Annotated in this window: 32 protein-coding genes and 1 pseudogene; 26 read left to right on the top strand and 7 right to left on the bottom strand. The window is 36.3% G+C overall.

All coding sequences use genetic code 11. The features are described from left to right. Positions 1 to 17 precede the first annotated feature (17 nt). The 5 genes from J2S17_RS12260 to J2S17_RS12240 all read left to right on the top strand — a co-directional run bounded on the left by J2S17_RS12260 (position 18) and on the right by J2S17_RS12240 (position 4,448). Entirely contained in the window at positions 18 to 155 is a 138-nt protein-coding gene (locus tag J2S17_RS12260) for an alpha/beta fold hydrolase (RefSeq protein WP_307475221.1), read from the top strand. 654 nt (positions 156 to 809) lie between these two features. Beyond that, positions 810 to 1,559 (top strand): SAM-dependent methyltransferase, encoded by a 750-nt coding sequence (locus J2S17_RS12255; protein WP_307475219.1) that lies wholly within the window; start codon positions 810 to 812, stop codon positions 1,557 to 1,559. A gap of 363 nt (positions 1,560 to 1,922) precedes the next feature. Next, positions 1,923 to 2,513: a hypothetical protein gene (locus J2S17_RS12250; protein WP_307475217.1), complete on the top strand. Its 591-nt coding sequence runs from the start codon at positions 1,923 to 1,925 to the stop codon at positions 2,511 to 2,513. A 377-nt stretch (positions 2,514 to 2,890) separates the two neighbouring features. Next, positions 2,891 to 3,406 carry a DinB family protein gene (locus tag J2S17_RS12245; RefSeq protein ID WP_307475215.1) on the top strand — a complete coding sequence of 172 codons (516 nt, stop codon included), beginning with the start codon at positions 2,891 to 2,893 and terminating at the stop codon, positions 3,404 to 3,406. A 664-nt stretch (positions 3,407 to 4,070) separates the two neighbouring features. Further along, positions 4,071 to 4,448 (top strand): SET domain-containing protein, encoded by a 378-nt coding sequence (locus J2S17_RS12240; RefSeq protein ID WP_307475213.1) that lies wholly within the window; start codon positions 4,071 to 4,073, stop codon positions 4,446 to 4,448. Positions 4,449 to 5,121: 673 nt separating this feature from the next. Here J2S17_RS12240 and J2S17_RS12235 read toward each other — a convergent pair. Beyond that, positions 5,122 to 6,102 carry an ABC transporter substrate-binding protein gene (locus tag J2S17_RS12235; protein ID WP_307475211.1) on the bottom strand — a complete coding sequence of 327 codons (981 nt, stop codon included), beginning with the start codon at positions 6,100 to 6,102 and terminating at the stop codon, positions 5,122 to 5,124. Positions 6,103 to 6,337: 235 nt separating this feature from the next. On the opposite strand from J2S17_RS12235, the gene J2S17_RS12230 reads away from it, so the two are divergent. The 3 genes from J2S17_RS12230 to J2S17_RS12220 are packed head-to-tail and all read left to right on the top strand — an operon-like array spanning position 6,338 to position 9,218. After that, a complete protein-coding gene (locus tag J2S17_RS12230) occupies positions 6,338 to 7,351 on the top strand; it encodes a FecCD family ABC transporter permease (RefSeq protein ID WP_307475209.1) in 1,014 nt (337 codons plus the stop codon). Continuing rightward, positions 7,338 to 8,393, top strand: coding sequence for a FecCD family ABC transporter permease (locus J2S17_RS12225; protein ID WP_307475208.1), 1,056 nt, complete (start codon positions 7,338 to 7,340; stop codon positions 8,391 to 8,393). Before J2S17_RS12230 ends, J2S17_RS12225 begins: the two co-directional genes overlap by 14 nt. A gap of 27 nt (positions 8,394 to 8,420) precedes the next feature. Then, entirely contained in the window at positions 8,421 to 9,218 is a 798-nt protein-coding gene (locus J2S17_RS12220; RefSeq protein WP_307475206.1) for an ABC transporter ATP-binding protein, read from the top strand. Positions 9,219 to 9,352: 134 nt separating this feature from the next. Here J2S17_RS12220 and J2S17_RS12215 read toward each other — a convergent pair whose 3' ends face one another. Then, complete coding sequence (locus J2S17_RS12215; protein ID WP_307475204.1) at positions 9,353 to 9,862, bottom strand: VanZ family protein; 510 nt, start codon at positions 9,860 to 9,862, stop codon at positions 9,353 to 9,355. Between the two features lie 254 nt (positions 9,863 to 10,116). Between J2S17_RS12215 and J2S17_RS12210 the strand changes: the two genes are divergently transcribed. Both J2S17_RS12210 and J2S17_RS12205 read left to right on the top strand, forming a co-directional pair. After that, complete coding sequence (locus J2S17_RS12210) at positions 10,117 to 10,650, top strand: sigma-70 family RNA polymerase sigma factor (protein ID WP_307475202.1); 534 nt, start codon at positions 10,117 to 10,119, stop codon at positions 10,648 to 10,650. Next, positions 10,643 to 12,043, top strand: coding sequence for a DUF4179 domain-containing protein (locus J2S17_RS12205; RefSeq protein WP_307475200.1), 1,401 nt, complete (start codon positions 10,643 to 10,645; stop codon positions 12,041 to 12,043). The genes J2S17_RS12210 and J2S17_RS12205 overlap by 8 nt, the downstream gene beginning before the upstream one ends. A gap of 102 nt (positions 12,044 to 12,145) precedes the next feature. Here J2S17_RS12205 and J2S17_RS12200 read toward each other — a convergent pair whose 3' ends face one another. Further along, the gene (locus J2S17_RS12200) at positions 12,146 to 13,024 is read right to left on the bottom strand and encodes a glycoside hydrolase family 73 protein (protein ID WP_307475199.1); all 879 of its coding nucleotides are present in this window, start codon (positions 13,022 to 13,024) and stop codon (positions 12,146 to 12,148) included. A gap of 174 nt (positions 13,025 to 13,198) precedes the next feature. Here J2S17_RS12200 and J2S17_RS12195 point away from each other — a divergent pair, with 174 nt between their 5' ends. The 4 genes from J2S17_RS12195 (at position 13,199) to J2S17_RS12180 (ending at position 15,244) form a co-directional block, all read left to right on the top strand. Next, complete coding sequence (locus J2S17_RS12195) at positions 13,199 to 13,786, top strand: TetR/AcrR family transcriptional regulator (protein WP_307475197.1); 588 nt, start codon at positions 13,199 to 13,201, stop codon at positions 13,784 to 13,786. 28 nt (positions 13,787 to 13,814) lie between these two features. Next, the gene (locus J2S17_RS12190; RefSeq protein ID WP_307475195.1) at positions 13,815 to 14,639 is read left to right on the top strand and encodes a DUF4097 family beta strand repeat-containing protein; all 825 of its coding nucleotides are present in this window, start codon (positions 13,815 to 13,817) and stop codon (positions 14,637 to 14,639) included. Positions 14,640 to 14,749: 110 nt separating this feature from the next. Beyond that, positions 14,750 to 14,956, top strand: coding sequence for a helix-turn-helix domain-containing protein (locus J2S17_RS12185; RefSeq protein WP_307475194.1), 207 nt, complete (start codon positions 14,750 to 14,752; stop codon positions 14,954 to 14,956). A gap of 42 nt (positions 14,957 to 14,998) precedes the next feature. Further along, positions 14,999 to 15,244 (top strand): hypothetical protein, encoded by a 246-nt coding sequence (locus J2S17_RS12180; protein ID WP_307475193.1) that lies wholly within the window; start codon positions 14,999 to 15,001, stop codon positions 15,242 to 15,244. A gap of 60 nt (positions 15,245 to 15,304) precedes the next feature. Here the strand turns inward: J2S17_RS12180 and J2S17_RS12175 are convergent, their stop codons facing one another. Next, positions 15,305 to 15,973, bottom strand: a complete 669-nt coding sequence (locus J2S17_RS12175) for a VOC family protein (protein ID WP_307475191.1) — start codon at positions 15,971 to 15,973, stop codon at positions 15,305 to 15,307. Positions 15,974 to 16,251: 278 nt separating this feature from the next. Next, entirely contained in the window at positions 16,252 to 16,566 is a 315-nt protein-coding gene (locus J2S17_RS12170; RefSeq protein ID WP_307475189.1) for a hypothetical protein, read from the bottom strand. A 12-nt stretch (positions 16,567 to 16,578) separates the two neighbouring features. Here J2S17_RS12170 and J2S17_RS12165 point away from each other — a divergent pair, with 12 nt between their 5' ends. Continuing rightward, the gene (locus tag J2S17_RS12165; protein ID WP_307475187.1) at positions 16,579 to 16,710 is read left to right on the top strand and encodes a hypothetical protein; all 132 of its coding nucleotides are present in this window, start codon (positions 16,579 to 16,581) and stop codon (positions 16,708 to 16,710) included. A gap of 203 nt (positions 16,711 to 16,913) precedes the next feature. Beyond that, a complete protein-coding gene (locus J2S17_RS12160; protein ID WP_307475186.1) occupies positions 16,914 to 17,384 on the top strand; it encodes an SET domain-containing protein in 471 nt (156 codons plus the stop codon). A 226-nt stretch (positions 17,385 to 17,610) separates the two neighbouring features. On the opposite strand, the gene J2S17_RS12155 is transcribed toward J2S17_RS12160, so the two are convergent. Next, complete coding sequence (locus J2S17_RS12155; RefSeq protein ID WP_307475184.1) at positions 17,611 to 17,880, bottom strand: hypothetical protein; 270 nt, start codon at positions 17,878 to 17,880, stop codon at positions 17,611 to 17,613. 219 nt (positions 17,881 to 18,099) lie between these two features. Between J2S17_RS12155 and J2S17_RS12150 the strand changes: the two genes are divergently transcribed. The 4 genes from J2S17_RS12150 to J2S17_RS12135 all read left to right on the top strand — a co-directional run bounded on the left by J2S17_RS12150 (position 18,100) and on the right by J2S17_RS12135 (position 20,939). Beyond that, complete coding sequence (locus J2S17_RS12150; RefSeq protein ID WP_307475182.1) at positions 18,100 to 18,633, top strand: GNAT family N-acetyltransferase; 534 nt, start codon at positions 18,100 to 18,102, stop codon at positions 18,631 to 18,633. 107 nt (positions 18,634 to 18,740) lie between these two features. Continuing rightward, positions 18,741 to 19,121 (top strand): VOC family protein, encoded by a 381-nt coding sequence (locus tag J2S17_RS12145; RefSeq protein ID WP_307475180.1) that lies wholly within the window; start codon positions 18,741 to 18,743, stop codon positions 19,119 to 19,121. Between the two features lie 287 nt (positions 19,122 to 19,408). After that, a complete protein-coding gene (locus J2S17_RS12140; protein WP_307475178.1) occupies positions 19,409 to 19,636 on the top strand; it encodes a DUF3951 domain-containing protein in 228 nt (75 codons plus the stop codon). Between the two features lie 337 nt (positions 19,637 to 19,973). Beyond that, complete coding sequence (locus tag J2S17_RS12135; protein ID WP_307475176.1) at positions 19,974 to 20,939, top strand: LLM class flavin-dependent oxidoreductase; 966 nt, start codon at positions 19,974 to 19,976, stop codon at positions 20,937 to 20,939. Positions 20,940 to 21,022: 83 nt separating this feature from the next. On the opposite strand, the gene J2S17_RS12130 is transcribed toward J2S17_RS12135, so the two are convergent. Continuing rightward, the gene (locus J2S17_RS12130; RefSeq protein WP_307475174.1) at positions 21,023 to 21,922 is read right to left on the bottom strand and encodes a 3-hydroxyacyl-CoA dehydrogenase; all 900 of its coding nucleotides are present in this window, start codon (positions 21,920 to 21,922) and stop codon (positions 21,023 to 21,025) included. Between the two features lie 238 nt (positions 21,923 to 22,160). Here J2S17_RS12130 and J2S17_RS12125 point away from each other — a divergent pair, with 238 nt between their 5' ends. The 6 genes and pseudogenes from J2S17_RS12125 (at position 22,161) to J2S17_RS12100 (ending at position 26,347) form a co-directional block, all read left to right on the top strand. Beyond that, positions 22,161 to 22,472, top strand: coding sequence for a hypothetical protein (locus tag J2S17_RS12125; RefSeq protein WP_307475173.1), 312 nt, complete (start codon positions 22,161 to 22,163; stop codon positions 22,470 to 22,472). 36 nt (positions 22,473 to 22,508) lie between these two features. Then, entirely contained in the window at positions 22,509 to 23,117 is a 609-nt protein-coding gene (locus J2S17_RS12120) for a hypothetical protein (protein ID WP_307475171.1), read from the top strand. 5 nt (positions 23,118 to 23,122) lie between these two features. Further along, on the top strand, positions 23,123 to 24,373 hold the full coding sequence (locus tag J2S17_RS12115; protein WP_307475169.1) for a hypothetical protein: 1,251 nt from the start codon (positions 23,123 to 23,125) through the stop codon (positions 24,371 to 24,373). Next, positions 24,363 to 24,837: pseudogene (locus tag J2S17_RS12110) on the top strand (nucleoside deaminase). The gene J2S17_RS12115 and the pseudogene J2S17_RS12110 overlap by 11 nt, the downstream one beginning before the upstream one ends. A gap of 407 nt (positions 24,838 to 25,244) precedes the next feature. Next, entirely contained in the window at positions 25,245 to 25,934 is a 690-nt protein-coding gene (locus J2S17_RS12105; protein ID WP_307475167.1) for a DsbA family protein, read from the top strand. Further along, positions 25,934 to 26,347: a disulfide oxidoreductase gene (locus tag J2S17_RS12100; protein WP_307475166.1), complete on the top strand. Its 414-nt coding sequence runs from the start codon at positions 25,934 to 25,936 to the stop codon at positions 26,345 to 26,347. Before J2S17_RS12105 ends, J2S17_RS12100 begins: the two co-directional genes overlap by 1 nt. Positions 26,348 to 26,580 lie beyond the last annotated feature (233 nt).

Here is a 26,580-nt window from a genome sequence, read left to right as displayed (position 1 = left end):
AAGAACTGTTGCTAATAATGAATCAATCAACCTTAAAAATTATCTCTAATGGTGGTCATGAATTAAATCGTGAACAACCGGAAGATTTTGCTGAAGCAATCAATGATTTTTTAAATGATATTATTTTAAATTTTAGTTTACATAATCCCAATTAAGAAAAGAGCCAATCGTATCAAGGGTTGTAGTCTTTGATATTGAGAACTGTCAGATGGTCTAGTTTCTGCCCTTTGATTTGACTGGCTTTTGTGTTCTTTGATTAGTGAAATTTTTATTGTTGATCTTTTTAGAGTGATATTCTCTCTTTTGTGGTTGGGGGTTAGAAACGAGATTTTGCGGAGCAAAAATCAAGTTTCATCTTTTCATGATGACAATTAAGATGGCGATTTAATTAACGTAAGTGATGACAATGATGAAATTTGTGATTAAAATGATTGAGAATTCAAGCTGATTTAAAGCAATTGTTAAATCTTTTTGATCAATCCTTTTTATAAAAACTAACACGAATTCAAAACGAAACCCACTTCTTTTGAAAATCAACGTTTGCAACACACTTTTAATCAAACATGATTCTAAAGCTGCAAAAGTCGTACCGTTTATAAAAAAGTTTCACCGTATACCCCTTTGGATATGTTTTTTCTAAAGGGGTGTTTTTATAGTGGAAAAGAAAAGGAACATCTTGAATTGAAAGATCGATTAAGGAACTTTTGAGTGACAATAGAGTTGTTCTGTTAATGGCCAGATAATTGAATAAGCTTCCCTTTACTTTTACAATATGATAGAGGGAAATAAAATAAGTCTCTGGAGGTATTATGGATAGAAACAGATATTCAGCAATAGCCCATCAAAGCCATACTTTTTATAATCCGATTAATCCATCAAAGATAGACAAAGTTATTGAGTTCCTAGCTTTAAAAGATAATGACAAAGTAATTGATATAGGTGCTGGAAAAGGTGAAATTCTTCTTCAGATTATCGAAAGGTACAGATCTAAATGTATTGCTATCGAGAAATATGGTGATTTCACAGAACAACTTCAAGTAAATGCTAAAAATAGAGGGATTCTAAATAATATTGAAATCATTACAGAAGATGCTAAAGTAGCAATTAAGACAATAGATGAGCAGTTTGATGTAGCGATTTGTATTGGTTCAACTCATGCATTAGGCGGATTGCATGAAACTTTGGATACGCTTAAGAAGTGTGTAAAAAAGGGGGGATATGTACTCATCGGTGAAGGCTACTGGAAGCAGCAGCCAAGTAAAGAATATTTGGAGGCGCTCGGAGGAGCGGAAGAATCCGAATTACGAAGCCACTTCGAGAATGTGGAGGTTGGCGAAAAACTAGGCCTAATTCCACTCTGGTCATACACTACTAACGACGATGAATGGGATGAATATGAGTGGCTTTATGCTATGTCCATTGAGAATTATTGCTACGAACATCCTGATGATCCAGATCGCGATGCGATGTTACAAAAGATCCGGACTTGGAGAAGTACATATCTGAAATGGGGCAGAGATACCCTCGGATTTTGGATATATCTTTTTAGGAATAAGTAACTTCAATCAAAGGGCGAGATGGCTGAAGAACATAAGTAGAAAATGATCAAACTTTTTTATAAAAACTAAACTCAAATCTGCTGAAAAAGAATCCATTTTAATCAATCTTTTTTTAAGATGAATTCTTTTTTTTACCATAGAATGCGGATTTGTAAGGCTTTTAGATCAAATTTTATTTCAGCAACATTTTATGTTTACAAATAATAATAAAGTTGTTTTAATTTACAATAAAGTCATTTAAAAAATAATAAAGATATTTAAAAAGATGGTGTGGAATTGGTTCTTCATACCATCTTTTCTTGTTTCTCTGAGAAAGAAGAAGTTTCGGTATTCGTACAGTGAAGAAAAAAGGAGATGTGCTTTATGTTTTCTAATGAACAATTACAAGACTTAATTGAAGGGAAAATGGTAGGGAACAATTTCCCATATGATACAAATAATGAGCAAGAAATTGAAGCACATATCCGACGGTTATTTCATCGAATAAACCGTATTCCTAATTTAGTATGTGAAGCAGAGTGGAATCATTTTGGCAGTGGCTACGCCTCCTTTGTTGAACTTTTTTGTTATCAAAAAGAAGATGTTATAGTCGTTGAAGAGAAGTACGGTCGTCGAGAGATAAAGACAGAAGGGATTATTATTGATATTTGTCGTTTAGCACCTGTAGTAATCATGGGCGGAGATGACAGATATAAAACAATTCGTATCGAAACGAACGAAGTAGTTGGTGGGGCATACGGTTCTTTACTTGGTGGTCCAAATCTATTATATTTAAGCGAGAAATTTCAAACCATTGAAGAAAAATTGAAACAAGCCTTAAAAGAGTTTGATTATGAATTGTTGGAAGCTGAAAAAATAAATCAACCTTTGTCTTTTCAGACGAAAATTCCAACAATCTATCGTGAACCTAGAGGGTATTTAGTCATGGATGCTATTTTTTATTGGGAGGATTAGTTTAATTATTTTATTAAGTCCAAAACGAGGTGAATTGGATAAATAAAAGGTTGAGAAAGGGTATGTTGTACTATTCGCTTTTTGAAAATTAAACAACTTTATTATCCTTAAACTATCTTTCAGTGTGTAAATAAATTCTTAAATAACTTTAATAACCTCCTAAACGATTATTAGAAAGGAGGTTATTGTATTTTTAAGAATAAAATTAAACAACTTTATTATCTCTACATATTTAATGTAGATTTAAAATAAAGTCACGAAGTTTTTTGCCTTAGATATATCTATCTAGGCAATTTTTTTATTCAAATAAAGGTATAAGACGAATGAAAGCAGAATAGGAATCTAAGTACGCACTTTCTGGTAAAGGGGAAAATCTCATGAATAAATTAGTAAATGAAAATCTGTATGAAACGAGAAATAACCTAGTAAAGGAAATTGCTTTATTAAGTGAGGTTCAACTTAATAGTAAGCCAGATATGAATATGTGGAGTATAGCACAAGTTTGCCATCACTTAGTTTTAGTGGAAGAGGCATCTATAAAGGCTATTGCATGGGGATTAAAAGAGAATGATCGTACTCAAAAAGAACGTAAAAATGTTCAATTCATACTATTGGATAGAACGAAAAAGATTAAAGCTCCAAAGATCGTTGAACCAAATGTAGAATCATTTGAAGTTCCACAAATAATTGATTTGTTAAATGATTCGAGAAAAAAATTGATGGCTTTTCTTAGTACTATAGAAGATAAATCCATATTGGAGGAAAAATCAGTGAAGCATCCTGCTTTAGGTGAATTACCTCTTGATCAGTGGATTGAACAGATATATTTGCATGAACAGCGACACATAGAACAAATAAAAGAGATAAAATTACTTGTGGATACAAAGCACTAAACTTAGGGGTATAAACGGATTCTTGTGATCAAACTTTTTTATAAAAATCTAATACTTAGCTAAAAGAGTAAATTCATTTTGACTAATTTTTTTTCAAATGGCTTTTTTTACGTTTGCCGTTAAATAAGGATTGAAGGGAACTTTTTAATCAAATTTTATTTTATTGCTACATTTAATTGTAGAGTGACAATAAAGTTGTTGCATTTACAATAAAGTCGTTTAAAAAAATAAAGTTGTTTAATATTTGAATATATTACATCCGTTCGCTTATAATCAAAATAAGAGAACGGATGTTTTTGTTTTTAGGAGAATGGGTTCTACTAAACAAGATTATCAAAACGACGTAAAGGGTTAAACGAACTTTAAAATTTAGTAGATAATGCACTAATCTGGTGCTTATCCATTATTCATGCGAAAGTTTTTAGTATAAAAGCTGGTTGGACACTTAGAATTACATCCATTGCAGTCCATTTTTTTAGTACAGGACATACTCAAACATTTTCTATTCATAAAGTTGCCGAGAAAGAAGCTAGTGTTCGGTGACAATAAAGTTGTTTAATTTATAATAAAGTCGTGTAAAATAAAAACAAATAAAAAGAGCTCAACGTTCAAATTAATGTTACAGTTAGAAAGAATATTTTAAAAAGTGAGTAGGCGAACAAACATGATTGAGGTTAAAACATCTCCATTAAGTGATGGAGAATTTAATAGAGGGGTATTTACTACATGTGAAATCAAAAAAGGAGAACTTTTACATGTGGCACCTGTAATTTCTTATCCAAATGACCAGCATCAATACATTGAGCAAACATTACTCGCTGATTATGCTTTTGAGTATGGATTAGATCAATCTGCTATCCTTCTTGGGTATGGAATGTTGTTTAATCATTCTTATGAACCTAATGCCATTTATGAGATTAACTTTAAAAATCACACATTTGACTTTTATGCTTACACAGATATAAAAGCAGGAGATGAAATTCTAATCAATTATAATGGCGACGTTGATGACAAAGATCCACTGTGGTTTAATCAGGAATAAAAGGATCTAGTGACGATTATTGAAGATTCGTCTTCCGAAATGAACCAACTTTATTCTTCGGAAAATTAGAATTGAAGAAAAACAATTTTTAAAACATCTTTAATAACCATCTATCAAAGTGACTGATAGATGGTTATTGTATTTCTAGGAACAAAATGAACCACCTTTATTATCTCTACACATTAAGCAGGTTTATAATATATACGCGATGTATAAAATAGAGGGTGAAGTTTAGATTGCGCTCTTTTTTTAAAATGATTGAAACGGATATTATGCTAAATCGACAATAACCTTAATGGTTTCGCTTGATCAAAGGCTGATTGAATTTCATCTAATTTAAAAGTGTGTGTGACCATTATAGAGAATCGATTTTCTTGTCCTTCTTACACGTAAATCTACGTATGGTTCATCTGGCATACTATACACCTCATAATAGACATACTGTAAATTATACTACATTCGTTACGCATGAATAGAGCCAGGAATTTTCCTGGCGTGGAATTTTGAGAGGTGCTTCTAGTTCTATCCTTTGCCATAAAGAAACTATAATGTCCTTTAAACTGGAAAGGGCGGTAGACAATGTGATTGGATGTAGGGGAAATAAGCATTTGGAAAAAATCTTGAAAGGCAGAAAAACCTTGAGTCCACTCAGGAACTCAAGGTTTTCATTCATTTAAGGAAGCAGAATTTTCTCCAAATCCTCCAACACAATATTAGCTGATAATACACCACCAGATGTATTCCATGTTGCATCATCTACTTCATAAGACTTGCCATTTTTCACAACACTCAAGTTATTCCAGAGTGGATCATTTGTCCATTCTTTTGCAGTATCAACGGCAATTTTATCTCCAGGGACTGCATAGGTGAAGTAGAATAAGATATCTCCGTCCATTTTCGGGATGACTTCTTTTCCTACATCAATTGCCAGGTTCCCTAGCTGATTATCTTCAGTGAATAGCTCTGCTTGGTGCTCGGCATGCTTGAATCCTAATTGATCAAAGATGACACCTGAGAATGAATCAGTGTAATAGATTCGTACTTTATCTGCCATGAAGCGGACGACAGAGATTTCTTGATTTGTTTTCTCCCCTAGTTGTCCTTTTAGGGTTTCTACATTGTTATCGAAGTCTGCAAGAATTTTTTCACCTTGTTCCTTTTGGTTTAAGGCTTCAGCATATAATGCAAAGTTTTCCTTCCAATCACCACGAAGTGTTTCTGAGAAAATGGTAGGGGCAATGGCATTCAATTTGTCATAGACAGCTTCCTGACGAATCTTATTTCCTATGATTAAATCAGGTTTAAGAGCAGCTATTTTTTCTACATTTACCTCGTGTTCAACGCCAACAACTTCTACGCCTTCCATATCCTTGCTAATATGATCATACCAAGGTGAACCAAGCCATGACTGAACGGCGCCTACAGGTTTGACTCCTAATGCCAGCAAGGCTTCAGTTGCTTCATTGGTTAACACGACTATTCTTTTAGGCGCTTCATCCAATGTGGTTTCTCCCATTGCATGTTTTACTGTGTAGCTTGTATTTGCTTCATTTTTCTCAGTTGCGTTTGATTTCTCATTCTTGTCACTGCCGCAGGCAGCAAGTAGAATAAGAGTGAATATTGAAACCAAAATAAATGATAGATTGCGCTTCATATTAAAAGCCCTCCAAAGTATGTATTGAAAGTATTCTGATTGTTTATACGATCGGTATAATAATATATCTGTATGTAATCGTTTGTCAATCTAATTGATAATGATTTTCAGAATCATTGACTTTGGGCAATAATTATCATTTAATAAGAGTAAACCAATTTTACTAATTTTAAGAATTTAATAGATGATGGATTCGATTCTAGTGACCAAATTTATAATAAAAAGGAAATTTCATATGTTATTAAAAACCACGAAACAAAAATGGCTGGGAATGATCGCAGGCATCCTGTTAACAGTAGCTGCCATTTGCATGAGTATCGTTTATGGATATACCAATACGACCTGGTCGATGGCAATGGATTCGTTTATTCACTTTAATGGTTCTAACGAGCATATTGTTCTCCAGACAGTCAGGCTGCCTCGTGCATTAATCGCCGCAACAGTGGGGGCTAGCCTAGCGATCGCTGGTGTCATTATGCAAACCCTTACTAAGAATCCGTTAGCTTCACCAGATATATTAGGAATTAATGCAGGAGCCGGATTTGCAATTGTCCTGTTCGTGACCTTCTTTGGCATGAGTGATTTGCAGCATTTTACCGTTGTTTCTATTGCAGGTGCGGCTATTTCTGCCCTATGCGTATATGTAATTAGCATGAACGGAAGAGATGGACTGACACCGATGAAGATCACGCTTGCAGGTGCGGCCATGGCAGCATTATTCTCTTCTCTGACTCAAGGAATACTAGTGACTAATGAAGCGGCATTTGAACAAGTGCTCTTTTGGTTAGCCGGTTCAGTTGCCGGCAGGAAAATGGAGATATTAACCTCGGTTCTTCCTTATATCATCATAGGCATCGTTCTATCAATGATGTTTTCTAGCAAAATGAATGTATTAGCGACAGGAGAGGACGTTGCTAAAGGTCTTGGTCTAAAGACAGGCAGGTTGAAATTGATAATGGGTTTAACCGTTATACTACTGGCTGGAGGAGCTGTAGCCATTGCTGGGCCGATTGGCTTCATCGGTATGGTGATTCCGCATATTGCCCGTTATTGCATAGGCAATGATCACAGGTGGCTGATTCCTTTTTCCGGTTTATTAGGATCTATTGTATTAATAGCAGCAGATATTCTATCCCGATACATATTAATGCCGAGAGAAATACCTGTAGGAGTCATGACAGCTATAATTGGAACCCCTCTGTTTATTTATATTGCAAGAAAGGGGTTTGGCGGCAATGAAAAAATATAAAAGCCTTCGCTTATACAATGAAAAAGTTTCATTTTTATTATATCCAAGAGCTGGCATGATCTTCGCAATAATGGCAGTGCTTACTTTAAGCATCATTGTGGCAAGCACTGGAATAGGAGAGATGTACATAGCTCCCATTCAAGTACTGCAAGTTTTTTTGGGACAAGGGTCTGACCTAGATACCCTAGTAATCACTGATTTGCGTCTTCCAAGAATCTTAACTGCTCTTTTTGTAGGTATGAGCTTAGCTGTCGCAGGTGCTATTCTTCAAGGCATGATCCGCAACCCGCTGGCCTCGCCTGATATTATCGGCCTGACTGGGGGAGCCTCAGTAGCTGTAGTAACTTTCTTAACGATCTTCAGTGACGAGAACTACTCATTAACCGTCAGTATCAATTGGATGCCAGTAGCGGCGTTTACAGGTGCGGCAGTGGCTGCTATTATGGTCTATGTCTTATCATGGAAAAAAGGCGTATCAACCATTCGGCTGGTTCTGATTGGAATAGGAATAACCGCTTTAATGAAAGCTTTAACGACATTTATGATTCTTGTTGGACCGATATACAGAGCAAGTCAGGTCAATCTTTGGATCACTGGATCTGTTTCAGCTGCATCTTGGCAAAATGTACTCATATTGGCGCCTTGGAGCTTAGCTTTCATCTTTTTTGCATTTATTTATTCAAGAAATATTAATGTACAGGAGCTGGGAGAAGAGGTTGCTGTCGGGTTAGGAAGTAATGTTCAGAAGCAAAGAATGGTAATGCTGGCGATTAGCACCGCATTAGTTGGTTGTGCTGTTGCTTTTGCTGGAGGTATAGGGTTTGTTGGCTTAATGGCTCCGCATATGGCTAGGAGATTAGTCGGCTCGAATTTTGGCGCATTATTGCCAATCTCTGCATTAATCGGCGCTATTTTAGTATTAGTCTCTGACTTGATCGGCCGTACGCTATTTTCGCCGCTAGAAATTCCGGCAGGCGTTTTCACGGCCTGTATCGGCGCTCCGTATTTTATTTATCTTTTATTAAAAACGAAAACATCCTAAGGTCATTGCAAGGAGAGGAGGATAATCATGGTCAATGCAATTGAAACAAAACAGCTTACTCTTTCCTACGGGGACTCCATTATTCTGAAAGAGTTGGATGTGGAGATCACAGAGGGCGAAATTACAGTATTCATTGGAGGAAATGGGTGTGGGAAGTCAACTCTCCTTCGTTCGATTGCACGATTGCTAAAACCGATGTCGGGTGCTGTATTATTGGAAGGCAAGGAAATTGCCAAACAATCGACTAAAGATGTAGCCAAGAAAATGGCCATTCTTCCCCAATCCCATTCTGTACCAGAAGGGTTGACGGTAATGCAATTAGTGAAGCAAGGCCGATTTCCTTATCAAAATTGGCTGAAACAGTGGACAACGAAAGACGAAGAAGAAGTGCTGGAAGCGATTCGAGTCACTGGACTGGAATCATTAAAGGATCGTACGGTCGACTCGCTCTCTGGCGGACAAAGACAGCGGGCATGGATTGCCATGACGTTAGCGCAGGATACGAGCATTATTTTACTGGATGAGCCAACTACTTATTTGGATCTTACCCATCAGATTGAAATACTGGATCTGTTATACAAGTTAAACCAAACCGAAAAAAGAACGATACTCATGGTGTTGCATGATATCAACTTAGCTAGCAGATATGCACATTCCATTATTGCCATTAAAAATCAGCAGGTATATGGGAAAGGAAAGCCTGAAGAAGTGATTACGCCAGACTTGGTAAAGAAGGTATTTGATTTGGATTGCGATATAGTAGGCGATCCAATTTTTGGCACGCCAATGGTTATTCCTCATGGAAAGGGCAGACGCATCAAATAAGGGAATATTAAAGCTGAGCTTTTTAAAAAATATCTAAAGCAGGCCAACGTTTTATCTTAAATAAAATGACTAACTGCCAGAACTTATCCTCTGAAGTGGTAAACAAAAACCCCTCAAGATGTGAGGGGTTACAGCTACCAATTAACAATCGTAACGATAATAGCAATAATTAAAACGGGTATGCCTACTAAACCAGAAATAGCCGCAATAAATTTCTTTATACGATGTTCACTTTTGAAGATTTTCGCCAATACCAAGTAAATCAGTATCCCGATAAAACCGCCAAATGTATTCAAAATCACATCATCTATATCTGTTGCTCCAATAGCAAAAATATATTGAATGGTTTCAGCAGCAATAGAAAGTCCGCATATTATGAGAAGGGTTTTTAAAAATTCCCCTTTATTAAAAATCATAAGATACATTCCTGCTGGAACAAACATCAGGATATTGCCCCACACATTCACATCCACTAACTTTCTGCGTATGCCATTATCTACATTTATATAACTGGTAATGGTTTCAAAAGGTACAAGATTGACATTCCTATACCCGCCTCTTGATAAAAACAGCAATTCTACTATTAAAAAAATATAAAAAACAATCATCGACCAAAATAAAAACTTAAATATTCCTTTACTCATCAGCAAACTCCCCCGAAAATACTCGTCTAGTAAAATACTTTTCTGATATGTTTAAAAAGATTTAATCAAAAAGGACAGACCACCCTCATGCTTCTTCTCTAATAGACGAACGTAAAAGAGGGGAACCATACAATTAATATTAAAAAATTAATGGATGATTTTACATTGTATGGTCTGAAAATATCATTTTAATGAATTTATTTGAAACTTTTTTCAGTGTTTTTCTCCACTAATTACTTGAAAGGAGTTGTGAGATGGAAGATCGCAATCGCAGGCTCATTAAAAGAGCCATTAAAGGGGATAAAAAAGCATTTGAACAATTGCTTAAAAAGCATTATCAGCAAATTTACCGCACCGCCTTTCTATATGTGCAGAATCAAGAAGATGCCTTAGATGTTGTGCAAGAGGCTGCTTATCAAGCCTTGATATCCGTTCATACAATCAAAAGCCCCGAGTATTTCATGACATGGCTCACTAAAATCGTCATTCGCTGTTCAGGACAATTGCTAGCAAAAAGGAAAGTCATTGTTCCTTTAACAGAAGAGGTCTTACTTAGTTTAAAAAGCAGCAATGGCTCTATTAATGATGATGCACTGCTGCTGATGGATGCTTTAGGGAGTTTGAAGGACAGTTATCGTACGGCACTTATACTTTTTTATTACAACGATTATTCAATTAAAACCATTAGTGAATTAATGGAGATACCTGAAGGAACTGTAAAAACCTACCTCAGCAGAGGAAAAGAAGCACTCAAAATAAGCTTGGAAAGGGGGAGTCTCCATGGATAAGAAGCAAATGAAAAACTTAATTGAGCAAATAGACGTTCCGAGAGATGATGTGTTCAATGCGATTGACCGGGGAATCAAACGAGATCGAAACATAAAACCCTTTATAAAGAAAAAAATAATAATTAGCAGCAGCGTTTCAGCGGCACTCATCTCCATCACCCTTATTTCTGGTCTATTTAATCCAACCATGAATCGAGTATTAGCGGGAGCGCCAATCATCGGAGGCATATTCGAGCAATTTGGCGATCAAATGGGCATGCAACTAGCACAACAAGATTCAGTAACCGAATTGAATCAAACCGTAACCAAAGAGGGTGTAACAGTTCAGTTGAATCAGGCCTACTTTGACGGCAATGTGGTCTCCATCCTAGGGCACGTAAGCGGCGAGTTGAATAAAGGTAAAAATGAAGAAGGTGAGTTAAGCTTTGATGTGAATTTTGAAGAGAATAAAGGCGATGATGATCCATGGTTAAGCAGTATGTCTACTGATGTAAACAGCAAAGCTGGGGGATATGACTTTCAATGGAAATTAGTCTATCCATATACCACAATCGATGAAGACTTTTTGCTACCTATCACCATTCACCATATTAATGGCATAAAAGGAGGTTGGACTTTTAACACGCCCATCTCTCAAATGAAGAACAAAACCATCGCGCTTGATCATACAGAATCCTATCCAGATGAGCGCGTTCAAATCAGCTTAAATGAAATGAAGATAGCCAAAGCATCGTCAACACTATCATTTCAAACAGTTTCCGACTACAAGGGCGATCAAATCGATTTTAAAAAAGCGGTCGATGAGAAAGGAAATATTTTGTTTAATTACGCTAATAATACAACTCTTGCACAGTCAAAAAATGAAGAGGGCTACACTCAATCATTGCGCAAATCCATAGATAAAATAGGCGAGGATGTTCAAACAATTACATTCTATCCATTTATGAGTATAACTGAACCGCCAGTACAGCAATTGCTTGATGCTTCATCATTTACGCTTGGAAGCGAGCGATCAGATTTAAGAATTGAAGTGAATAACATCACTGAAAAGGATGATCAAGTCATTATTGATTATCAGTTCAATGGGAAAATGAGTAATCATCGTTTAGACCTGCTTCTCAATAACTTAAAGTACTCATTCGCTCTAATTGATCAGGATTTTGTTGGAGAAATTGATTTAGACAATCCTATACTTCCAGAAAAACATAGCATTTCCAGTAACGAAGTGACATTAATTGATAAGAAAACCTATCAGTTTCAATCTGTATTTCAACTAAATGGCGAGGAACAAATAGATAACTTCTCTTTGGAGAATACGATATTGCAATTTGATTTTTCGAGTTTTATTGAACAGAGGGAATTAGCGCCATTCACTGTTGAGCTATCAAAATAATGAATGAGAAAAGGTCAATTCCAATCGGCAGGAAATGATGCCGATGAATATTGACCTTTTTCTTTAACATGCAAGATAGGGTTTACAGGAGCTAAATATATATCAGCCATGTTTAAGCTGTGCTTGACTATCGATTAGCTGTAGTTGATGTTGTTGAATGATTTCTACTAATTGCTTGCTATATATTTTTTCGCCATGTTCATTCTCTATCGTACTGTAGCCAGCTGCTTGTAAGGCCATCGACTGCTCCATGTAGGTATTGGCTGAGAACAATCCATTCTTTTCGTAACGAGAGTGAGTAGATAGAAATTCACCATGATCTGCAACAGATTCATTCAGATTGTTGTACACTCTGAAATCATCTTTAATCGTCTGATTGTGAAACTCTTTCGTAGTTAAATTCGCTGAATCTCCGTGCCAATTATGGCTCTTAATGCCAAAATAATTGTTATATTGTGATGATAAAGTTGATCTTCCCCAATCGGACTCCAGTATGGCTTGTGCAATGGTGATAGAAGGGAGGATGTTGTGTGTCTTGTAATTAGATATTGCGGCTTCTTCCATCTCTTTAATGAAATCCCGCTGCATTGTTTTTTGATTGTTTATCGCTGCAGTATTCATTTCATCATCTAATTGCTTAAAGAAAGCTTCAACACGCTGCTTCTGTTCTTGATTGTAATTCTTATCTTTTGTTACTTGGTCTATATCTTTTAATATATAGTCATTGTCTCTTTCTTCTATAAATAGGGCAGCAATGCTTTCAATTTCCTGTTTAGATACAGATTGGATGCCATATTCGATTTGTGCTACCGCTGCGACATTTCGCCAATCTACTTGAACCTTCCCATGGCTTGTATCATCCACAATTGCTTGAATTTCTTTTGTCTTATCTATTGGAATAGTATTCTCTTTAACTGAGACATAGTAAATCACTGCCACTAGCAAAATGGTTACTATGAAGGCAGCTTTGCCCTTCTTCATATTGTGTGTCTCCTTTTCTTCTGTGAATTCATGTTTCATTCCTATCATAACTTTTCAATGACTCCGTCAGCCAGTTTTTAATCAATTTTTAATTGACAGAAAAGTTCGCCAAATGTATATTTATATTACGAATAAATTTATATTTTTATTCGCAATAAGAAAGGATGAATGGCAATGGCAAAAGGTCCTAAGGGTTTTTCTGAAATAGATAAGGAACTAATCAAAGGAAAACTGCGATCAGAATGTGAGAAAAGTTGGGCGGTACATGGATATAAAAAAACCAATGTGGGTGAATTATGCGGGAAGGTTGGAATCTCAATTGGCACATTTTATATGTGCTATTCCTCAAAAGAATCATTGTTTATTGAAACACTCGAAGTTTTGCAGAATAATTTGAAGGACTTCATGCAAGAGATGATATCTAAAGAACCAACAAAACAAGGTTTCGCAAAAGCAATCAAGCTGCTTTATCAAGAGTATGCAAAAAACAGCTTTTTATATTCTGTCATTAGTCCGGATTTTTTGTCCTTTTTAAATAAGCTGCCACAAGAAAGTGTGCTCAAGTTGAAATTTGATAATGAAAAATTCTTCCGGGAAAACATTCATAGTGCTGGATTGAAATTATTAGTAAGCGAAGAACAAGCATTTTCTGTTATAAATGCGTTATTGTCTATCCTTAACGTGAAACAAGTAATGCGGCCTGACCATTTCGAAGTATTCGAATTCATGCTGGATCATCTCATAAATGAGCTGTTTGAATAGGGAGGTCCTTTAGAAAAGAGGAGAACATTTGAAAAGAAAACCATTTATGATTGGAGTGATTACATTGATAATCATTGGCTCATTGGTTGTTTTTAATCATGGCAAAAAGAGATTTGAGCATAAGAGCGATTTGAAAACCGTAGAAAAGATTATTGTTGAATCCGACATTTCTAATATTGCTCTTGTAGAGGGTGGTTCAAGTTTACATGCAGAATACACAGGTCCAAAATGGTCTTTACTAACGCCTAATATAGATATTATTTATCACAATGAGGAAGCGGTTATTAAGGTAGAAGGGATTCCGGAGAAATGGATGTATATGGTGCCAGGGTCAAACACAAGAGGACAATTTGTGCTAAAAGTTCCTCCAGGTTTATTAGACCAAGTTCAGATTAAAACCCAGAATGGGAACATACATGTTCAAGCTCCAAGTGAAATAAGCAGATTATCCTTAAGTTCAAATGTAGGCAATATTCATGTGGATTCCTATAAAGGTGAGAGATTAAATATTGATGCAAAGAACGGTTCAATCGATATAGGGGCAGTCGACGGAGAGGTCAATATAAAGAATCAGACTGGAAATCTAAAACATTTGCATTTCGCTGATATTAAAGGAAAAAACAATATTAAACTGTCCAATGGCAAAGTAAAGATTACATTGCCCAGTGAATTAGACTTGAAAGAAATAGGACTAAATATTACTACTAAGAATGGCAAAATTATCTCTGACAACAATAAATTCCTTAAGGATAAAATAAAAAAACACGGGCCAGGTCAGGAGATTTTTCATAGAACAACTGGGGTAAACGAATTAAATATATCTGTGTCAGCAGGTAGTATTAGGATTGATTAGGTCTGATTGAAGAATGCACCGATAACTGCGGTGCACTCTTTTTTTATACTAGACATCGCTGTTGCTTCAACTCAATCGTCCATTTAGCTAGTCGAATCCTGCTGATGCACATGCAGGAGCAGGCAACTCAACGAGAACTTGATATACTTTTAATAGATTATTTTCTAGACTTAAGTTATTCAAATGAGGGGGTGATGAAAATAATGGATATGAAGAAAACTGGCAAGAAAATTGCGAAACTGAGGAAGGAAAAGCAGTTCACACAAATGGGAGTTGCCGATCAGTTAGGCGTTACCTACCAAGCGATCAGCAACTGAGAACGCGGGGAAACAATGCCTGATATTACAAAGAAGGAATGTATGAAAAATGGTTTGTGTGAAATATCCTCGCTCTTCCCATTTATAAGTGACGATTGCATGGAAGATATCAGCAGACAAAGCTATGAAAGCAAAGGATTCTCTTCGCTCCGGATCATTGCCCCTTTTCTTGATGATGATTTTCTCCAAGAGCTTGCGGAAGAAGCACTAGAGACACATAGATTTTCTGAAATTAAACCTTTATTTCCTTTTATCGACGTTGATCATCTTGTTCGTTCCAGGAAATAAATAAAAATGGGCTGGAGCATGGATATATGAATTCTGTCCATGCTCCGGCCCATCATTTTTTTAAGAAAATGGCTCGAAAATAAAGTCATCCAGGCGATGAAAGCAGATTTTCCCAAAATTTCTTATGGTTGCCTCGACAGGATAAAAAGCCGCCAATTGGTCAGAGAAATACCAACGTCTTTCATTTTTAACAATGATAAACAATCCCTCCTCATCGCCGATTGGCGTTAAACCTTCATTACCATTCCGCCAATTACCAAGCCCAAGGCCGTTCATTTTTTTAGCGAATGGAATCACTTCACTCGCAATCACTCCAACTTCGCTGATGTTTAATAGATGATTAGAATGGAAGGGTGCTTCAATACGATTATTGAGATTATGCCTGGCTATGAATTCAACTATATTCCCGGCAGGGTCGGTAAAATAAATAGCATTCGCGTTCCAGCTTTCAAAAAATACTTCATCTTCACCATCTACTATATTGAGATCAATCAGCTTTTTAATCCATGCTTTAGCTTCATTCATTTTGTTATGAGGGATATTAATGGCAAAGTGATAGATGGGATTATTTGCAGCAGCCGTTTCTTTAAATATTAATTCTGTGTCGCCTACCTTTACCGAGAATCTATCTTGTTCATCAATCATTAACTCCAGATTAAGCTTTTGCGTGTAAAATTCCTTCATGTTTGTAATTTGTTTCGTTTGAAAAGAAATGATTTCAAATTTCATAATGAATTATCACCTTACCTTTATTAAAGTTCTTCTATCTCTATTGTAGTTGCTTAGATATACGCTTTAATCCGAGTAAAGGTTGATTTTTTCTGCGACTATTGGCGTAGTTGGGTTAAATTTTGATAGTATAGAACATTTAAAAGCCTTACTAGTGTGGCAAGGCTTTTTTTTTCTTCTTGAAAAGTATCAACTCGATGCATCATTTAACTGAATTCTTAAGAATCTAAATCAAAAATACCCATACCATGAGTAAAAAACGGAATAGCTGTTTTTATCTATTCTTCGGCCTGCACCTTGCTATTTTGCTGCCAGTCCAGTGTAGCGGCATATATTCCCCAGCTCAGCATAACTGCTGCTACTCTTAGTGACTCGGGATCATAAGCAGGATGCTGTTCTAGCAGCATAGGATGGAAGACTGTTTCCATTTCTTTTTTTATTGTACTCTCAATGGTTGCAGTAAACGCCTCGAAGCTTTTTTTACATTGTGATATTAATGCATATTGGAATTCTGTAATGGCAAGGAAGAGGCTGATGATTGTCGTTTCATTTAGCTCTTTGTGCTTATCGATTTGATTTAATACAATGGTCATTAAATCTTATTCATGAAGCCGAATACGGGTGAGTTTGATGATCCTGATGTGGTGGCAGATATGTGGTACAACGTTTTCATAAACAAAAAAGGTGGTGAAGATGTCTATCCAGAAGGTGTGACACCATCAACTGTGAAGTTTTAATAGCATAAAGTCAGGGGGGCCGAGATTTTTGCCCCTCTTTTTTCTTGGGAAATATAAGAGGAAATATATATTAACCTAAAGTGTAAAGGGATTGTTTATCATTTTAGCTATTTTAGAACATGAGTTAGCTTTTAAACACTCATCATTGCACTGAAAGCAACTAATGATAAATTTTGCTTTATTGGGTTAAACATACATTCATAATGAAGAAACCTTTCATATTATTATATATTCAATGTAATAAATGTAAAAACATTGTTACGAAGAATTCGAGAAGGGAGCTGCTTGCTGCAGTGGGACCAATATGTATAAAAGACACTCAAAAGTATGGAAGAGGAGTATTTTCTACACGGGATATTAAGGTGGGCGAACTCATTGAGGTATCACCCGTTATAATATCACCTAAAGAAGAGTGGAAGTATCTGAAAAAAACGATTCTATACCATTACGGTTTCTATTGGGGAGAAAATTACGAGGATACAGCAATTGCTTTAGGGTATGGATCATTATTTAATCATTCATACACGCCAAATGCTGAATTTCATTATATTACAGATGATTTATTGATCGAATTTCATGCAATATCCGACATTAAGAATGGTGAGGAAATAACAATAAATTATAAAGGTGACCCTAAAGATAGGTCTCCATTATGGTTTGATGTAATCGAGTAAAAACAAATGAATTGTGTTTTCTGACAGAGAGGGACAAGCATTTGTTATGAGCATTAGATGAACCTAAGCCTCAGGATAGGGAAGATGCGCTAACTTTTGAATATTAAATATCCTTCAACATTGAATAACAGATCTTCTTTATTCTGACAAACTGATAAGACAAAGCATGGTGTAGATTAAAGAAAGTCATCGTAATTCACGATTAGTTGTTCATACCAAGTTCATTTTACTTATCAATCTGTTCAATAAGTTGGGCAAACAGCCCATCACCCTCCAACCATTCGGCTTTACTATACTCGAAAATACTTTGGGATGAGAGTTTTGTTTTTAACCAGGACTCATCTAAAGATAAATCTCTTAGTTCATCCCACAATACTTCACATCCCTTATAAGAGTAACAGGAACATAGACCGGTTCTATAGACATGCTGAAATCTCCCTGCGTCGTCTTTTGATACTTGGTCTTTTTCATTGATGGTTAAGTTTAATACATTCATGTTGCAAAGACTCCCGCTTAAATTTATTTAAATCATTCATTCAATCATTCGTCCAGTCTAAAACATGGAAGGATATTACATATAGGAAGAAGGCGTGATTTATACGATCAATCACGGTGTTGCTGCAGCTAATCTATCGTTAAGACATGGATTGGCTGAAGAAGGATTTTATTAGCAGATGTGGAATTCTAATACGAAGCATCACTTAGGGGGATTAGAATGTCAGTTTCTGAAAATAATAGTGTATGCACGATTCGGATTGGGGAAATAGAGGATGCCGAAAAAATTCTGGAGGTGAAGAATGCAGTTATTTCGGAAGGCAAGTATTTAATATCCGTTTCCGAAGAGGTTAATAACACACTAGAACAACAAAGAGAATGGCTAGAAAGTTTATTGGAAAATGAAAAAGGGACGCTACTGGTAGCTGAAGTAAATGGACATCTAGTTGGGTGGATTGTCTTTCATTCTCAAGATAGAAAGAGAATGTCCCACATAGGCTCCATAACAATGATGATTAGTCAAAATTACAGAGGCATGGGGATTGGAAAAAACCTTGTGAAAGCATTAATAAACTGGGCTGAAAAGCATCCAACCATTGAAAAGGTTAGTTTAGGTGTATTTTCAACAAACCATAGGGCGATTGCCTTGTACAAAAGTATGGGCTTCATAGAAGAAGGACGAAAAATAAGGGAATTTAAGATAAATGAAAATGAATATATTGACGATATCCTGATGTATAAGCTAGTTAAATAAGATTGAATAGTGAGAGTAGACTGAGGGATTCTTTTTTGTATAAAATATAATGTAATGTCTGAAAGATAATATATGAAAAAACTAAATGAAGAGATGAGGAAAAGAAAATGATTAATAAAGTCGGTCAAATTATGTTATATGTAAATAACCAAGATGAAAGTGTGAAGTTTTGGACAGAAAAAGTAGGGTTTAGCGTGATTTCGGAAGAAGATAACGGGCAAGGAATGAGATGGATTGAGATTGCCCCGTCGAGGGAAGCGGAGACGAGCCTTATTCTCCATAATAAGGAGCTCATTGGCAAAATGCAGCCAGAATTAAATCTGGGTACGCCTTCTTTAATGTTTTATTCGGATGATATTGATAAATTATATCAAGAGTTCACTGATCAAACGATTACAGTTGGAGAAATGGTGACTATGCCTAGTGGAAGAGTATTCAACTTTGCTGATGATGAAGGCAATTACTTTGCAGTAATGGAAAAAAAGTAAAGCAAGTAGCATTTAATTGGAAATACAGCTATTGAAGAAGACTAAAGATGAAGGTGAATATTTCAGTTTTAGGTTGTGGACGTTGACAGAGATGGCATTCTTTTATTATGACTTAAATTGCATGTATTAGGTAGGGAGTTACTGCGGCAACTCCCTACTTTTTAATGCTATCATTAATAGTACTTACATCATGGGGTGATCGTTTAAGAGTGAAACCTTATACTTCACCACTCATATATAAAAAGAAATGACTCATCAGATCACCGTATTTAAAAGGAGGGGTGTACATGAATCCTATGGATATGATGGCAGTAGGTTTCCCAGCTGTTATCGTTATATTAGTTCTCATTGGGTTTTACAAGGTGTTTGTAAAAAAGAGAAGTATTACCCCTTTTTATACTCCATTTGACGAGATAGTTGGACAAAGTGAAGTTGAATTTCATGAGGAGCAGGAAATTCTTGCAGAAGATAAAGACCAGAGTGACGATAAGCAAAAGAATAAAAAGAGTAAATGATTATGACATCAAAGGTACTCTTCAACCATGAGTAACTGACCCCCTATAAAACAAGGACTGTTGCCCATTAAAATCCCCAATAATTAAGCTTTTTCAATGGCATTAACAACCTGGAAGAAATCAACTTTAGTTAGCTAGGCTCCACAATTGCTGATTACATCATTGATGCTATTACGCTGCTCGTTAAAGAGACTTTTCAGATCTTCACAATAATGAAAACGATCAAAGGCTGTTTCGAGAATATATTGCTAGCTGCTGAAAAGAAGGCCCATTCTTATCATCTCACCCTCAAACCTGCTATACTTTCTCCTAACACAAAAGGAAGAAGGGAATACCTATGCGTTTAAGCATTCTAGATCAAATCGCAAGGCCAAAGGAAAAAACTGTAGAGGAAACGATGGCTGAGACGCTTGATACGGTTTCCTATGCGGAAGAATTAGGGTATGAACGGTATTGGTTTGCTGAACATCATGGCACAAAAGGAATGACATCGAGCTCGCCTGAGATTATGATGGCAGCAGCGGCAAGTCGTACGACCTCTATTCATGTGGGAAGTGGCGGGATTTTACTTCCTCAATATAGTCCTTATAAAGTGGCCGCTCAATTACTCCAGCTGCAATCGCTCTTCCCGGGGAGAATTGATGCGGGTGTAGGCCGCTCACCAGGCGGGAATGAGCGGATTCGTTTGGCACTTTCAGATGGTAAAGAAAATCAACTTTCTAAGTACCCGGAAAAACTGGAAGAGCTCATCCGTTTTCTTGAAGGAAATAAAGGTTTGCAAGCCACTCCGCGGACCGAAGAAGCTCCTGCGCTCTTTTCGTTGGGGCTAGGCGAAAACAGTGCCAAGCTTGCAGCTCAATTGGGCATAGGCTATGTATTTGGTCATTTTATTCATCCAGATAGAGGGCAGGAAGCGCATCAGAAGTACCGGGACAATTTTATTTCCGGGATGATGCGCAATCCGCATGCTTTATCGGCTATTTTTATTATTTGCGGAGAATCTGATGAACACGCTGAGGAGTTGGCGGCTAGTCAGGATTTATGGCTTTTGCGAACGGAAAAAGGTCTGGACAGCCGCATCCCGAGTATTGAAGAAGCTCAATCAATGAAGTTAAGAGAAGAGGACAAGAAACTCATCCAAAAGAACCGCAGGAGAATGATCATCGGTAGCCCAAAAAAAGTCAAAGAAGAACTAAGTGCTGTTACAGAACGGTATCAAAATGATGAATGGCTAGTTTTAACGAATGTCTATGACTATAAGGAGAAAAGACGTTCATTTGAAAGGTTGGCTTCACTATTTTAAGTGGAATTCATCAAAGTACAAATATGAATAAAGAAGCAGGAGCTGTCTCAAAAAATGAGCAGCTCCTGCTTCTTTAGAGTTTATTATTTTTTTAAGAAATCTGGTTCTGCAAAAGTTGGATTTGGATATTTATAAAATCCTTCTCCTGTTTCTCTGCCTAGCTTACCTTTATCGATATACTCAGTTTTAAGTAGCTCAGATAAATTTTTGGAGTCCTCATTGCCGGTCGCTTCTGCTTTTGCTGCAGAGATGTTATAAGCCGTTCTAATGCCAACCACATCTAAAATAGCGAAAGGTCCTAATGGTGCGCCTGTACCAATCATCCATGTTTTATCGATTGTTTCAGGATCAGATACCTCTTTAACAAGCAGGTTTTGTGCAGCTTCTAAAAGAGGAACCAATAGTGAATTTAAAATGTAGCCAGGCTGTTCTTTGTGCAATTGTAATGGAACCATACCAATTGCTCTAGCAAATGCAACTACTTCATCAAACACCATCATGTCAGTTCCTGGATGCTTCATCACTTCTGCGGTATTGTTCTTCCAAATTTCATTAGCAAAGTGTAAAGCTAAGAATTGAGCGGGTCTACCAGTCGCGTCAGCAAATTGACTTGGTAATAATGTAGAAGAGTTTGTTGCGAAGATTGTTTTCTCTGGCGCAACATTTCCCAACTCATTGTAGAAATCAGTTTTGATCTTTACCACTTCTGGAATGGCTTCAATGACTAGGTCGGCATCTGCAACAGCTTTTGATAAATCTGAGTAAAATGACATACGATTAAATGCCTGGTCGACTGCTTCGTCTGTCACATGTAAATCGTTTTTATAACTATCTTTTAATTTCGTAATTCTGCCTTTTGCTGTTTCCAACGCCTCATCAGTAATGTCGTAAACAGTCACATTAAATCCGTGAAAAGCTGTTTGGTAAGCGATTTGACTGCCTAATACGCCACTGCCAGCAATTGTGATATTTTTGTAATTCATGTTGAGTCCCCCTCAGGATTGTTCATTTTCTACCCTTCGTCATAATTATGACATATTTAGCAGATAGGTAACTTTAGAATTACTTAATGAAGGTTAAGTAAAATAGAACCATGAATAGTAATTTAAAAATTGACTGCCTCTATTATTATTGTAATGAGGACCATCCTAACCAAAGGTTTTCCGTTTCTTATTTATGATAAAATTGGAGAATCAAAAAAAGTAAAGGATGCTCAAACCTATGATCATGTTGATCCTTTGGCTAGGATTCATTATTTACCTGATTGTTCGTAATAGAGAAAAGCTGAGATTGCTTAGTGATGTACAAAAAATAGGTGTTTTTATTACATATTGCCTGACTGTATTTATCGCTTCTATGAGTATTTATTATGGCGGTAGAATGATAACGGAAGGTATGCATAACCCATTGTTTAGTTGCTTGATTCGTTTATGTGTAGTCATTTTAACCATGTGGTGCGCAGGATTGGCGTTGAATTACGTTCTAAACAAAATAACAAACGGTATGATTGATTTAACGAAACTAAAACGTTAGTAAATCGTAAATATAATTATTGGAATGTTTACTTAAATGTTTAACGCTAAGTTGAAAGTGGTGATTTTATCAATGCTAATTTTAGATGGATTATTTTTAATGATTATTGGATTTTATCTTTATCGTTTCATAAGAATATTATTTAAGATGAAGCAGGACAGAATATTGCCGGTAGCGAATGAGGAAATGAAAGATATCAGAATAGAGCCTCAGAGGCCAATTGATTCTCCTTCTGTACCCAGTCAAAAGTGGGGAATCATTGTTTATAGCATGAGCCTTTTATTTATTATTAGCGTATTTATCATAGGCATATCAACTGATTTCTTTGACTGGTCCATTTACTTGCTGCTATTTCTCCCGTTAGTGCATTCCGAAAATTTATTTAATCAATTCATCATATTAGATGATGGTTTAGTGAAAGGAAGCCGCTATGTTCCATGGGGGAAAATTAAATCATTTAGTTTTGTGCCAATAGATATTAATCATCAATACTTTGGATTTTCCAAAGAGGTGAATGATGGTTATGAATTAAAGATAGAATCCAGATTCCTGCCCATTCGCTGCATTGTGACATCTGATGCGATGAAAGAGAAATTGAATCAAACCTTAAATGAACGTTTAACACATACGAAAAATAAAGGATGAAGATAATGGATAGTAGAATAAAAGAATTAGTCGATTATTCAAAATTAAAATGGGGATTGGAAGAATATTATTTACATGATTTCAGTATTTATCAGAATGTGAATGCTTTTCATGAAACAATTTATTCACTTTGTACTGAATGGTTTCCTACTCATATAGCTGAAAATTCGGAAGATGATTTGAATCCGGAAGGGACAGCAGTCATCACGATCAATTTAGGCAGCAGAAAGTTTGAGAGTGTGATATTTGTTGGCGACAAGACGTTTGCAAATGGGGTAAGCTTCCCAAAAGAAACGAGCAAGGTGATTGAATGGATTGAACAAGAGACGCAATTAACATATATGAAACAATTTCAATTAGTAAACGAGGAAAAAGGGAAGCTATCATTTAAAGGGTGTATCGATGGTATTGCGGTCTCCCCTTCTGGATATATAGAATTAAATTTTGACGAAAATAGAAATCTCACATTTTTTTCTGTTCACGGCTATTTTCCAGAAGAATCAGTGGTGATAGAAGAGGAATATACACTTACTCTTAAACAGGCTGAGCAATGGATAGAACCTCAATTCCAACTAATCAACTTCCCTTCTTTTGAAAAGAATAAGGTCTCCCCTGCCTATGCCATGGAGGAATTGTATGTCAGTAATGATGCATCTTTATCGCTTCCCTTTCGTATAAATGATCGGCAGCAAGTGGAGTTAGATGAAAGATTGTATTGGGAAAGTCGTACCCCTGCCCCTTTTTCAAGAAAAGAATTAGACTTCAGCAGCGAGGTAAGTATTGAGCAAGCTCTTTCAGCGAAACCGAGCTCGGATTCCTTGCCCATCACAGCAGAAGACCAAAAACGATGTGTGGATACTGCAAAGGATTTCTTAAGTTTGGAATATCCAGCTGATCAGGGAAAGTGGATATTAAAGACTCTGTACCGTGATATCGGTTATATCCATGCGGTATTAAAGGAAAATGACAAGGGCAATTATGCCTTTCAACCTAAACTAGTAATAATCATTGATCCGCAAACTTATCAGATATTAAACTTTATTGATACCACATCCATATGGGAGAAGACCGGCGAAGCAGAAGAAGTCGTTATGGATAAGGCAACAGCCTACGAAAAAATAAAAAACTTAATCGAATTGACTCCGACCTATGTATACGATGAAAAACAAAAGAAATACATTCTTTGCGGTAAATTAGATTGTCACTATGGCGTAAATGCAAGCAACGGTGAAGTAGTTTCTCTAGATGATTTGTAGAATTAAGGAGGATTCCTTGGAGAAAAACAAACATGAGTTTTTTCTAAATAGGGCAGTGGAATTGGCAGTGCGCAATATTTCAACCGAAGGAGGCCCATTCGGTGCTATTTGGTGTGAATCGAGTGACAGACAGCAAGGATCCAACAGTACATGCTGAGGTAGTGGCTATTAGAGAAGCATGCAGTAAATAAAACACTTTTGAGCTAAAGGATTGTGTCTTGTATACGAGTTGTGAACCTTGCCCTATGTGTTTAGGTGCGATTTATTGGTCAAGGATTCATTCTGTCTATTACGCTGCCAATCGAAAGGATGCTGCAAGCCTTCATTTTGATGATGACTTTATATACGATGAAATTAATTTGTTGCCTGGAGAGCGTTCATTGCCATTCATTCAGTTACCGGTTATAAGCGCGCTTGATCCGATTCATTCATGGAGTAGCTTGGCGAATAAGACAATATATTAAGATTAAGATAACTGGGAGAGTAAGTTGGGGATGAAAGAGCTGATTGGGTCAATTTATATTTGTACCAGCATGTTGTTATTTTCTTTTCATAATTTTGGCGATTATTATTCATCTTTAGGATTTAAATTCATTCCATGGATTTTATTAATCATAGGTCTTCTCTATTTAATACCCTTGGTTAAGAGATTCTTTGCCCAATATGACGTATAAGTCTTTTCGAGTCCGGCCTTTTGATGGTAAAAGGCATGGCTTAATATGAGAGTATAAAGGGGTAAAGTGATTATTTGGGAAGATACAATCCAAATTCTACACAATTTTGTCAATCTGATTTCATCACTATTTTTCAATTATCACAAAGGTTCTGATAAAATGAAGATAAACAAGTAAAAAATCAAAGGAGATACATAATGGCTACAACAAAAAACTCATCTTCATTTAAAATCATTATTTTCCTCACAATTATTGTATTTGCGGCAATAACCATCTTTGTAATTGTCAGTAATAATAATAATAAAGAAGAAGGCAATGAAGTCGTATTTGATAATCAGCCTTCAACAGAAGGGCAGCCTATATTGGGCGATGATTCAGCACCTGTACAAGTGGTTGAATTCGGGGACTTCAAATGTCCGGCATGTAAATCGTGGGGAGAGACGGTTTTCCCACAATTAGAAGAGGATTATATAGATAAAGGTGAAGTGCAATTCTCTTATATCAATGTGCTTTTTCATGGTGATGAATCAAAGGTTGGTTCAATCGCTGCAGAATCTGTTCTAGATCTTGAGCCGGAATCATATTGGAGCTTTCATAAGAAGTTATTTGAAGCACAGCCCGCAAATGACCATGATACTGCGTGGCTGACAATGGATAAGGTGAATGAAGTAGCAGAGGAAACAACGAATATTGATCCAAATGATCTGCTGGAGAAAATGCAGACTAAAGAAGTGATTGATTCGGTAAATGAGGACATCACTTTAGTAAATGATTTTAAAGTCAAATTAACGCCTTCCATTATGGTCAATGGCAAAATGTTGGAGGATCCTTTTGATTACGAAAGAATCAAGGTTCTGATTGATGAAGCATTAGCAGGAAAAGAATAATGAAAAACAATCAAATCTCTCTTTATATCGCTTGGGTCATCTCGATCGTTGCCACATTAGGCAGTTTATACTTTAGCGAAATTCGCGGGTTTATACCTTGTGAGCTTTGCTGGTATCAGCGTATATTGATGTATCCGCTTGTTCTGATATTGGGAATTGGAACATTTTATCAAGATGCATCTGTTAAAAGAATCGTCCTTCCGATGGCCTTAATTGGTTGGTGTTTTTCCTTCTATCACTATTTAGTGGAAAAGGTGCCGGGGTTTGCAGAGATCAAACCATGTTCAAGCGGTGTCCCGTGCAATGTGGAGTACATTAATTGGTTCGGTTTTGTAACGATTCCATTTTTGGCTTTAACCGCCTTTACGCTGATTATTATTGTGATGTTCACGATGAAGTCAGGTAAGAAATAATGAAGATAGAGCGGGTTTCTTTATAAGAAATCGCTCTTTTTTTGTTGAATGCATTAAGAATTTGATTTTTCAGAAAGAGTAATAACGCGTGTGAAAAGGGATGTTAGCATTAGGATTGATTGGTGTAGTATTAACAGGATGCCGCAGCATAATTACGCCGATTCCAGTGAAAATGAAGAGAGAAGAGTGAAAATATCGCATAATTACACCGATCTCCAGTGAAGTTGAAGAGA

The sequence above is a fragment of the Cytobacillus purgationiresistens genome (genome assembly GCF_030813235.1).
GTDB classification, from domain to species: Bacteria; Bacillota; Bacilli; order Bacillales; family Cytobacillaceae; genus Cytobacillus; species Cytobacillus purgationiresistens.
The sequence above is the reverse complement of the archived record's forward strand: the minus strand, read 5'-3'. Positions and strand labels throughout refer to the sequence as shown.